Annotated in this window: 9 protein-coding genes; 4 read left to right on the top strand and 5 right to left on the bottom strand. The window is 60.3% G+C overall.

Translation table 11 applies throughout. The annotated features are described in order from the left end of the window. Positions 1 to 692, bottom strand: a 692-nt coding sequence (locus AC3ZU9_RS09070; RefSeq protein WP_490090620.1) for a POTRA domain-containing protein, incomplete at its 3' end; no start/stop codon positions are given. Positions 693 to 1,028: 336 nt separating this feature from the next. Between AC3ZU9_RS09070 and AC3ZU9_RS09065 the strand changes: the two genes are divergently transcribed. Beyond that, positions 1,029 to 1,619, top strand: coding sequence for a hypothetical protein (locus tag AC3ZU9_RS09065; RefSeq protein WP_046036089.1), 591 nt, complete (start codon positions 1,029 to 1,031; stop codon positions 1,617 to 1,619). A gap of 20 nt (positions 1,620 to 1,639) precedes the next feature. Here the strand turns inward: AC3ZU9_RS09065 and AC3ZU9_RS09060 are convergent, their stop codons facing one another. Next, positions 1,640 to 2,833: a GGDEF domain-containing protein gene (locus tag AC3ZU9_RS09060; RefSeq protein ID WP_046036090.1), complete on the bottom strand. Its 1,194-nt coding sequence runs from the start codon at positions 2,831 to 2,833 to the stop codon at positions 1,640 to 1,642. A gap of 178 nt (positions 2,834 to 3,011) precedes the next feature. Next, positions 3,012 to 4,820, bottom strand: a complete 1,809-nt coding sequence (locus AC3ZU9_RS09055; RefSeq protein ID WP_046036198.1) for an ABC transporter ATP-binding protein — start codon at positions 4,818 to 4,820, stop codon at positions 3,012 to 3,014. A 355-nt stretch (positions 4,821 to 5,175) separates the two neighbouring features. Between AC3ZU9_RS09055 and AC3ZU9_RS09050 the strand changes: the two genes are divergently transcribed. Then, positions 5,176 to 5,316: a hypothetical protein gene (locus AC3ZU9_RS09050; protein WP_163825804.1), complete on the top strand. Its 141-nt coding sequence runs from the start codon at positions 5,176 to 5,178 to the stop codon at positions 5,314 to 5,316. Next, entirely contained in the window at positions 5,310 to 5,465 is a 156-nt protein-coding gene (locus AC3ZU9_RS09045; protein ID WP_102061451.1) for a winged helix-turn-helix transcriptional regulator, read from the top strand. Before AC3ZU9_RS09050 ends, AC3ZU9_RS09045 begins: the two co-directional genes overlap by 7 nt. Before the next feature lie 27 nt (positions 5,466 to 5,492). On the opposite strand, the gene AC3ZU9_RS09040 is transcribed toward AC3ZU9_RS09045, so the two are convergent. Further along, positions 5,493 to 6,374: a LysR family transcriptional regulator gene (locus AC3ZU9_RS09040; RefSeq protein WP_102061430.1), complete on the bottom strand. Its 882-nt coding sequence runs from the start codon at positions 6,372 to 6,374 to the stop codon at positions 5,493 to 5,495. A gap of 112 nt (positions 6,375 to 6,486) precedes the next feature. On the opposite strand from AC3ZU9_RS09040, the gene AC3ZU9_RS09035 reads away from it, so the two are divergent. Beyond that, on the top strand, positions 6,487 to 7,401 hold the full coding sequence (locus tag AC3ZU9_RS09035; RefSeq protein ID WP_102061429.1) for an arginase family protein: 915 nt from the start codon (positions 6,487 to 6,489) through the stop codon (positions 7,399 to 7,401). Here AC3ZU9_RS09035 and AC3ZU9_RS09030 read toward each other — a convergent pair. Beyond that, complete coding sequence (locus AC3ZU9_RS09030; protein WP_122811314.1) at positions 7,381 to 8,847, bottom strand: amidase; 1,467 nt, start codon at positions 8,845 to 8,847, stop codon at positions 7,381 to 7,383. The two genes, AC3ZU9_RS09035 and AC3ZU9_RS09030, sit on opposite strands and share 21 nt — an antisense overlap. Positions 8,848 to 8,857: the final 10 nt, after the last annotated feature.

Below are 8,857 nucleotides of genomic sequence, written 5' to 3'. Positions count from 1 at the left end.
CGCCAGGGTTTTTGCGGGGTGTTCTTGACCAGCACTTCGCTGCCGCCGACTGCTTTGCCCGGTGCCAATTCCATCTGGGCCTGGTTGGAGGGCAAGCGGTTCAGTTGGTCGACCATCTGCTCGATTTCGCGCAGGTTCAGCAGATCACCTGGTTTGCCTGGGAAGCTCATGGCGAGCTGGCGCTCGGTGATCCCGCTGCCCTCGGCGCCCTTCATGCCCTCCAGTCGGCCTTCCACCACTTGCACCTTGAGGTTGCCACTGCCGAGGTTTTGTTGCGGCAGGTAGGCGCGACTGGTGACCAGGCCCTTGGCCAGGTAGTGGTCGGTGATGACCTTGAGCAGATCATTGAGCTGCGGCACGCCAAGACATTGGCCGATGTAGGGCTTGATTAGGCTGGCGCGCTCGCCTTCGGACAGCGCGTCGGCGCCGCTGAGTTCGATGGTGTTGATGGCGAAACAGCGAGTGTCGGCGGGCGCTGCCGGCTTGGCTGGGGCGGCGGCTTTGCCGGGCAGGTCCTTGAGCTCTTCGAGGCGGCGCTGTTGCTCTTCGAGCAGGCGATCCTGGCGGTCACGGATCAGGTCGGTAACGCCTGGCGTGTCCTGCGGGGTTGCGCCTTGGGCCATCCCGGCCGTGCTCAGGCAAAAAAATGCGAACAGCAGGCAAAGCCTGGTCCGACGTACCGAACGCCACATTTTTAGATCCCTCTAGATAGCCTTGTGCCACTATTTGGCGCGATCTTATGGTGGCAATTTGATGGCGCCAATTAAATGTATGAATTTGTTTCAGCGCCGAAATCCTGATATTTGACGATAAGAAATTTAGTCTTTTTGCATCAGTCACTTACCCGATAAAACGACTCAACTCCCGTCTGCGTTGAGCGCAAAGCCATTTAGGGTACACAAGCCACGGTAGAAGCGAATGCCAGATTAAACGCCCGCCCTCTTCCCCAATGACCTTGCCTGGACCGGCAGAACTGCGGCACTCTTCCCGCTCTTAGCCACTTAAATGCCACTACCCAGGGAATGCTAATGCCAGGAATCAAGGATGTTGCCGTCGAGTTTGCCGCCTTTGTAGATAGCCTTAGTGCCGAGCGGGCGGAGCTCATCGACTCCATCGCCGCACTGAACAATGGCTTCGAAGGTTGGTTGAAACTGGAGTTCTACTTCTGGCTCATCAAGAACCGGAAATTGCGCGCCGCAATCGACGATAAACCCGATGACCGCGACGTGGGCATGGAATACAAAGTCGCGCTCGATCAGCGCCATGCCGCCATGGACCGGAAAACCAAACAGTGTGATTTGTGGGTGCGAAACCACGACGAAAACGGCTTCCACTTTATAGAACTCAAGGCGCCGTTCTTCAACAGCAACCACGGCAAGATGATACGTAGCGCGGCGGATGACCTGTGGTACATGTCGCGCCTCACAGGCGCCTACGAGCAAGTGGTGACCGGCAGCACCATCGCCGTAGGCATCGGTTTTACCGCTGAGCGATGGGCCGAGAAGGTAGAGTCTGTGCGGGCTTATTCTGAGAAAACGTCGAAGCCCGTTTCTGTCACGCTCGGCAGCCTGGGCAAGCACGAGACCGCCCACTGGGCAGCGCTGACCGTCGAGTACTGACGTTCTCCTTGGGCACCCACTCAATTCTCAATGATATAAATGGGGTTGGTTTGACTGTGATGCACGTGCAACGGTGCCAAACACAGGGTATTGCGCCCCATGCCCTTGGCTTCATAAAGAGCTGCATCCGCACGGGCAAGCAGGCTGGCCGTGGTGTCACCTTCAGTTGGCACCACGCAGCAAACCCCGATACTGATGCGCAATGAGATGCTTGCCTCACCAAACCGAGCCGGTGACTCAGCAACCGAAGCGCGCAACGCGTCCAGAACCGCCACAGCATCTTCGGGGCTGGTACCGGGAAGCAAGACCAGAAATTCCTCACCCCCATAACGGCCGATACTGTCGGATTCACGAATTCGCTGGGTGAGATGGTTGACGCAGTGGCAAATCACCTCATCACCCGCCAGGTGTCCATGCACATCATTGATCTGCTTGAAATGGTCGATGTCGACCATCGCCACCGCCAGGTAGGAAACGTCTCGACGCGCGCGCTCCAGCTCTTTGGAATACTGTTCGAGCACGGCTCTACGATTGAGAATACCGGTCAGCACGTCGCGTAACGCCAGGCGCTGGAGTAACGACTCACTGCGCTCTTTGGCGAGTAGCACAAGCCCGAGGGAAATCATCATCGCGGTGAACGTGCCGATACTGACCGAGATAGTCTGCTTAAGGTTACTGACGTCATAGCGCATTTCGGCAGCCCCTCCGCCGATGATGGCGACCACCCGCATACCCAGACCGATCAGGCTGATACTCGACCCAATGATCAACAGCATGCGCGCACGTCCCTGAGCAGGGATGTAGCGGCGCGTCCAATAGATGATCAACGCGCACTGCACCATCAACACAAGCGTGGCAGCGAGCATTCGCGGCTCCAGCGTGTCGATCAGGCTTGCCATTAATGCGAGCATCAATGCAGCAGGCGCAAAGATCCGCCACCAAGAGACGGGCAACTCAACGATCCGAAATACGCTGGCCCCGTAGAAGGCCAACGCTACCGCCAACAGTGTGTTCGCAGCCCCGTAGGTCAACCACAACGGGGCGTAGCCGTACAGGGTATATCCAACGTAAGCCAGGGCATGTGCTAACAAACCAAAGCCAATGGTCAGCAAGCCGTCACGCTGGTTGAACTGGCCGACCAATATCAGACAAAACGCCATGATCGTCGCCACTAAGGCGACGCAGGCAAAAAGCGTGGGGGTATGGGCAATCATAAAGTCTCACCAGGCGCTGTCAGGGGCTGCTCTCGTGGAGTCTAGTTGAGTAGGCCGTCAGTTTGTCGGCCACACGCTGATGCGCTCGTCACCCCGTTCGAGTAACGAAGTCAGATTCGCCGGGGGGCCATAAAGATAAACCGTGCGTACCCTATACCGCTGCACGACGATGGGTTTTCTAGCGATAGCCCCGTGCCTGCACGTCAAATAGGTCGGCATAACGTCCACTGGCAGCCATCAGCTGGCTATGACTGCCCTCCTCCAGAATCTGCCCGCGTTCCAATACGATAATGTGATCCGCACTGCGCACACTGGAAAAGCGGTGGGAAATCAACAGGGTCATGCGGCCCTTGGCGTGCTCACGGAAGTGCTCGAACACTGCCGCTTCAGCCCCGGCATCCAGCGCGGAGGTCGGCTCATCGAGGATCAGCAAGTCGGCGTCCTGACGCATGTAGGCCCGCGACAAGGCAACTTTCTGCCACTGCCCACCGGACAGTTCCTGGCCGCCGAACCAGCGTCCCAGCTGGGTTGAATAGGTTTGGCTCAAGCGCTCGATAAATTCGGCCGCGACCCCTTGAGTAGCCGCGCTGCGCCAGCGTGCCTGGTCGTGCAGGGCATCGACGTCGCCGACGCCGAGGTTTTCACCCACGGTCATCTGATAGCGGATGTAGTCCTGGAAAATCACCCCGATGCGCTGGCGCAGGGTGTGTTCATCCCACTCCTGCAGGTCGCTGCCATCCAGCAGGATGCGGCCTTCATCCGGGGTATACAGACGGGTCAGCAGTTTGATCAAACTGGTCTTGCCGGAGCCGTTTTCACCCACCAGCGCCAGGCTTTTGCCGGGTGCCAAGTGCAGGTTGATATTGCGCAGCGCTGCAGAGGCGGCGCCTGGGTAGGTAAACCCCACTTGCTCGCAGCGCAGGCCATCGCCAGGGCGCACGCCCTGGGTGAGCCGGCCGCGCGGGGTGATCACGGGGGTTTCAAGGTATTCATACAGGTCCGAGAGGAACAAGCTGTCGTCGTACAGCCCGGCAATAGCGCTGAGGCTGGCGGTGATTGCGCTTTGTCCCTGCTTGAAGAGCACGATGTACATGGTCATTTGGCCCAGGCTCGTCTGGCCACGCACGGTGTCGAGTACCACCCAAGCGTAAGCCAGGTAAAACGCTGCGGTACCCAGCAGGCCCAATGCAAACCCCCACGCGTCACGGCGCACCGTTAATTGGCGGTCTTCCGTATACAAGCGCTGGGCGTTGTCGCGATAGCGCTGCAGGAACAGCGGTGCCAGGCCGAACAGCTTGACCTCCTTGGCATGGGCCTCGTGGGAGAGCAAGGACTCAAGGTAGTTCTGCTGACGCGTCTCCGGCGCCCGTCGGTGAAACAGGCGGAACGCATTGCCCGAAAAATGCGTCTCGGCGAAGAACACGGGTAATGCGCCGACCACCAGGATCAACAAGGCCCAGGGAGAGAAATGCACCAGCAGCACGGCAAAGCTGACCAGCGAGATGAGGTTCTGCACCAACCCCAGTCCTTTAGTCACCAGGCTCAGCGGCCGCGTCGAAGCACCCTGGCGCACACGCACCAGTTTGTCGTAGAACTCGGCGTCTTCAAATTGCAGCAGCGAAAGGGTCTGGGCTTTCTCCAGGACCATCAGGTTGACCTTGACGCCTAACCTCACCCGCAACAGCGACTGCTGCATCGACAACGCCCGTTGCGCGGCCGCCAACAACGCCAGCACGCCGGCCTCAGCCAACACGTAGCGCATCACTGGCCACACCGGTGCCTGGCTGCCGGCCGCGTGAACCTGCATGGCGTCGACCACGCCGTCAACAATGCGCTGTCCTATCCAGGCGGCCAATGCGGGCAGCAGCCCGGCGACGATCGTCGCCAGCAACAGCCCCAAGAACAGTGGCCGTGAGGTTTCCCACACCAGTCCCAGTGCCCTGCGCGCCTGGATAGAAAACGCGCCCAATCGATTGAACAGCACCATGAATGGCATGGACTCCTTGAGGGGGGGTGAAATCAGGCCGGATGGCCGAGTGTGAGAGGCGCCTGCGGATCACTGCTGCATTCGCTGCAAGGTCCAGGGTACAGGCGCGCCTGCATTACGCGCAGATTATGACAGGCCGCGACACCAGAACGACGAGCATTCATGCTCGACTGCGCAAAGTCTTCCTGGATACTGCGACGTCCTCCGGCAGGCTGGCCTGGTTCAGACCGGCCCGTAATTGCTCCTGACTGAGGACGACGAACGCGAACGGCTTTCCCGTCAACGCAGTCGCCGCCTCAGCCCGCTCCGCGCCAGTGACGGTTCTCGGGCCCGTCGCTGAGTAAATGGCGCCGACATGACCCTCCTGGGCCAATACGCCCGCCGCCGTTGCGGCAACATCGTCTCGCGAGACATAGGACAAACGACTTTCACCCAGGCCGGTGAGCATTCCGGTACCGGCCAGCATCCGGGCTTCCTGAGCGAACGCTTCTGGTAGCCTTCGCGACCGTCCCACCCCAGGTTGATTACGAGCTGACTGCCCTTGGCCACTCGCTCAAACCTCAGCTGGAGCTGCTTGCCGAGTGGGCGCGGGTCAATCAGGCGACTATCGAACAAGCACGCATCACCTTCGACCAGCGGAGCTGACTGGCCTCTCGATGACGACCGCTGTCCTCAACCGGCAAGACGCGTGGAGAGAAAGTCCAGCAACGTCTTGAGGGCGTTCGGCATACGCTGGCGTGACAGGTAAACGGCATGGATGCCGATGGGTTTGATGCGATATTCAGGAAACAGTCGAATCAGGCGCCCCTCCTTGATGGCCTGCTCGGAAGCGAAATGCGGGAGCATCGACACACCTGTTCCGCTCAGCGCAGCACGCACGATGATCGACGCCTCGTTAGTGCTGAAGCTGCCAGTGACCGGCACCGAGACGTTCTCACCGTCAACGATGAAATGCCAAAGGCTACGTCCGTAATACGCGTAGGTCAGGCAGTTGTGGACGGCCAGGTCTCTCACGTCGCCCGGTACGCCATGGCGCTGGAGATAGGCCGGGCTGGCACAGATGAACGAATCCACCTCGCCGAGCTTCTTCGCGATCACCCCCGGATCAAGGTTGTCAGTCACCCTGATCGCCAGGTCAATGCCCTCTTGCGCAAGATTGGTCATGCCATCGGCAATCTGCAAGTCGATGGCGACAGCCGGGTACAGCTGGAGAAACTCCATCAGCAGATCCGTCAGGCAATACTCGGCAAAAATCGACGGTGCAGTGACCCTGAGCAGTCCCTTGGGCGCACTCTCGGCTTGCGACCCCAGCACCTTGACGTCGGTCGATAGCGCCACCAGTTCCTTGCAAAGGGGCAGCAGTTGTTCGCCCGCGGCGGTCAGGCTGAGTTTGCGTGTGGTCCTGTGCAGCAGCCGTATCTCGGCCCATTCCTCCATCAACCCGATGTAACGCGTGGCCATCGCCCTGGACATCCCCAGGTGCGTGGCGGCCGCCGAAATGCTTCCCCTGGCGACGGTCTCAAGAAAGACTTTTGCCGCAGTCAACCGGTCCATATGCGCGCTCTGTGCAACAAAGCGTCAACTATAGCCCTGCATATCTTCATCCGCTAAGCGAATACGGTAGCAACCAACTGATTCCGTCTATTCCTGAACCGGAGAATTTTGCATGTCCGACGCCAACGGCAAGACCCTGCGTTTGCTGTTTCCACAATGGCAAGGTGGCAACAACCCGCCCTATCACTTCGGCGCCCAGCTTCTGTCCTGGCTGGCGCCTGAACACCTCGGCCCGGTCGAAGAGGTTCCTGTGAATCTCCCTGACGGCTCAACACTTGCGCCGGAAGGCGGGATCATCGGCCGAAGCGCGTTGCTGCGCCAGTTGTACGCTGCGCGTGCGCTGATCGACAAGCATCAACCGGATCGCCTTGTTGTTCTGGGCGGCGACTGCCTGGTGGACCTGGCGCCGTTTGCCTACCTGAACGAGCGTTATGACGCAGACCTGGCCATTCTCTGGGTGGATGCTCACCCGGACATTCTGACGCCCAACGACTTTCAGCACGCCCACGCGATGGTGCTGGGCAACCTATTGGGCGAAGGAGACCCTGATTTCCTGAAAGCCGTGAAGCGTCCAATCAAACCCGCCAATGTGATGTACGCAGGCCTGCAAGCAACGATGGACGTTGAAACCGCAATGATCGCCAGGCTGGGCCTGTCGAGTGCAAGTCCTGGCGAACTGGCGTGTTCCAGCGAGCCCGTCTTGCAATGGCTTAAATCGACAGGAGCGAAGCATCTGGCGATCCACTTCGACCTGGACGTGCTGGACCCGACGCTGTTTCGTTCATTACTGTTCGCCAACCCTGACGTTCCTGCCAGCACATGGGACGGCATCGCTCAGGGAAAAATGACCACGGCGCAGGTTGTTCGCCTCCTCGGGGATGTGGCAAACGTCATCGATGTGGTCGGAATCGGTATTGCCGAACACCTGCCGTGGGACGCGTTGGCACTAAAAAACATGCTGACCAAACTGCCGCTGATTGGCCAGCCAGAAACGCAACTTAGCGTTTCACCGGCGCATCGAAGCTGACCGCTGACAGGCATTGACCGGTGGTATCCGTCCGCGCCAGGGCTGGGCGCGCTCCAGCTGCGCGGCGAGTGCAAACAAGGTGCTTTCCTCACCAAAACGACCGGCAAAATGCGCCCCCATCGGCAGGCCTGCCGCGCTCCAGTAAAGCGGCACCGACATTGCCGGTTGCCCACTGGCGTTGAACAGTGCGGTGAATGGCGAATAGCTGTGAAACCGCTCAATCAGCTCATCGAGGCTCAAGCGATCGTCTTGCAGGTCCAGCTCACCGATCGGTGCCGGCTCACGCGCCAGGGTCGGCGTGAGGATCAGGTCGTAATCCTGCATGAACACCGCCAATTGCCGACCCAAGGCATGAATCCCCTCCACCGCCCCGGCGTACTGCGCACCGCTGACATCGCCTTTGCTGCGCAAAATGATGCGGGTACGGGCTTCAAGCTCCTCAGGCTGTACCGCGAAACCGCGCATCTGTCCCAGGACGTCGAGATAGTGGCGAGTACTTGCACCGATGATGGTGAAGACCTGGTCGAGAAACGCCGGCATCGCGACGGGCAAGCTGACCGGTTCAACGGGGTGCCCCAAGGATTGGCACAAGCGGGCGGCCTGGCGCACCGCTTCCAGACTTTCGCGGGAGGTCGGCCAAGGCTCGAGTTGCTCAACCAGCGCGATACGCAGAGGCCGGGGGTCACGCTGCAGTGCCGTGACATAAGGCTGCACCTGCTGCGGCGCGGCGTACGGCGCACCCAGGTCGATCCCGGCGGTGGCGTCCAGCAGCACAGCGCTGTCGCGTACCGACAGGGTAATGGCATGGGGGGTGCCCATCCCGGCCCAGCCTTCGCCGACCATCGGCCCGGATGGCAACAGCCCACGGCTGGGCTTGAGACCAAACACGCCACAGCAGGAGGCTGGCACACGCAAGGAGCCGCCGCCATCGTTGCCATGGGCAAACGGCACCACGCGTGCCGCCACCAAGGCTGCCGCGCCGCCGCTGGACCCACCGGCACTGTGGTCGACATTCCAGGGGTTGCGGGTGGCGCCAAAGCGGTTGGACTCGGTGGAGTACGACGTACCGAACTCGGGTGACGTACTGGTGCCGAGAATCACGCAACCGGCCCGGCGGATACGGTTCACGTGTTCGGCGTCAAAGTCTGCGCGAAAGCCTCCCAGCGCGTGCGAGCCATTGGTCATCGCCGCGCCGTTGACCGGTGAAAACAGGTCCTTGATCAAGGTCGGCACCCCGGCAAACACCCCGCGACCGGGGCGCGATGCGAGGGCGGCCTCGCGGGCGGATTCGTACAGCCGCTCGGCGACCGCGTTGAGATGCGGTTCGACCAGTTCAATGCGATCAATCACCGCCTCCAACAGCTCGCCCGGTTGCACCTCACCGCGCTTGATCCACTCGGCCAGGCCGGTGGCGTCTTCACTGTCCAGCAGGTTCTGGATGTCCATCTTCATTTCC

The organism is Pseudomonas sp. A39 (assembly GCF_058145955.1).
Note: the sequence above shows the minus strand (reverse complement) of the source record. Positions and strands in the feature narration are given on the sequence as shown.